Below are 1,042 nucleotides of genomic sequence, written 5' to 3'. Positions count from 1 at the left end.
GGCGGTGGCCGGCGATCATCCGGTGGTCCCCGCCGGGTCCTCATCGCCGGAGCCGTGGGCGTGCTGGGGGTGGTCACGGCCCTGGCGTCGACGACGCCCGCGGGCGCGGCGGCAAGCACCCTCGGAGCGGCGGCCGCGCAAAGCGGCCGCTACTTCGGCACCGCGATCGCGGCCGGCCACATGAACGACTCGACCTACGTGGCGACCTGGGACCGCGAGTTCAACGCGGTCACCCCGGAAAACGAAATGAAATGGGACGCCACCGAACCCAACCGGGGACAGTTCACCTTCGGCGGCGCCGACCAGATCGTCAGCCACGCACAAAGCCACGGAATGAAGATCCGCGGCCACACGCTCGTCTGGCACGCCCAGATCCCCAGCTGGCTCAACAACCTGTCCACCAGCGACCTGCGCACCGCCATGGTCAACCACATCAACGGCGTCATGGGCCACTACAAGGGCAAGATCTACGCCTGGGACGTCGTCAACGAAGCCTTCGCCGACGGCGGCTCCGTCGGCTCACTGCGCAGCTCGATCTGGACCCAGAAACTCGGCAACGGCTTCATCGAGGAGGCCTTCCGGGCCGCCCGCGCCGCCGACCCCAACGCCAAACTCTGCTACAACGACTACAACATCGACGACGCCAACGCCAACAAGACCCGCGGCGTCTACAACATGGTCAAAGACTTCAAGGCCCGCGGCGTCCCGATCGACTGCGTCGGCCTGCAGTCCCACTTCGGCAACCCGCCGTCCAACTACCAGCAGAACATCGCCCAGTTCGCCGCCCTCGGCGTGGACGTCCAGATCACCGAACTCGACGTCGGCGGCTCCGGCTCCACCCAGGCCGACGCCTACCGCCGCGTCGTCGAGGCCTGCACCGCCGTCCCCCGCTGCGCCGGCATCACCGTATGGGGCATCACCGACAAGTACTCCTGGCGCTCCGGCGACACCCCGCTGCTGTTCGACGGCAACTTCAACAAGAAGGCCGCCTACACCTCCGTCCTGAACGCCCTCAACGCCGCCACCCCCAACCCCACCCCGA

The 1,042-nt window shown here is 67.9% G+C and carries 1 protein-coding gene; it reads left to right on the top strand.

The annotated features are described in order from the left end of the window. Window positions 1-54: 54 nt before the first annotated feature. On the top strand, window positions 55-1,042 hold a 988-nt coding region (locus Mco01_RS38690; RefSeq protein ID WP_307825771.1), incomplete at its 3' end, for a glycoside hydrolase family 10 protein.

The organism is Microbispora corallina, from assembly GCF_016863035.1.
Taxonomy (GTDB): domain Bacteria; phylum Actinomycetota; class Actinomycetes; order Streptosporangiales; family Streptosporangiaceae; genus Microbispora; species Microbispora corallina.
This window is presented reverse-complemented; position numbering and strand designations above follow the sequence as displayed.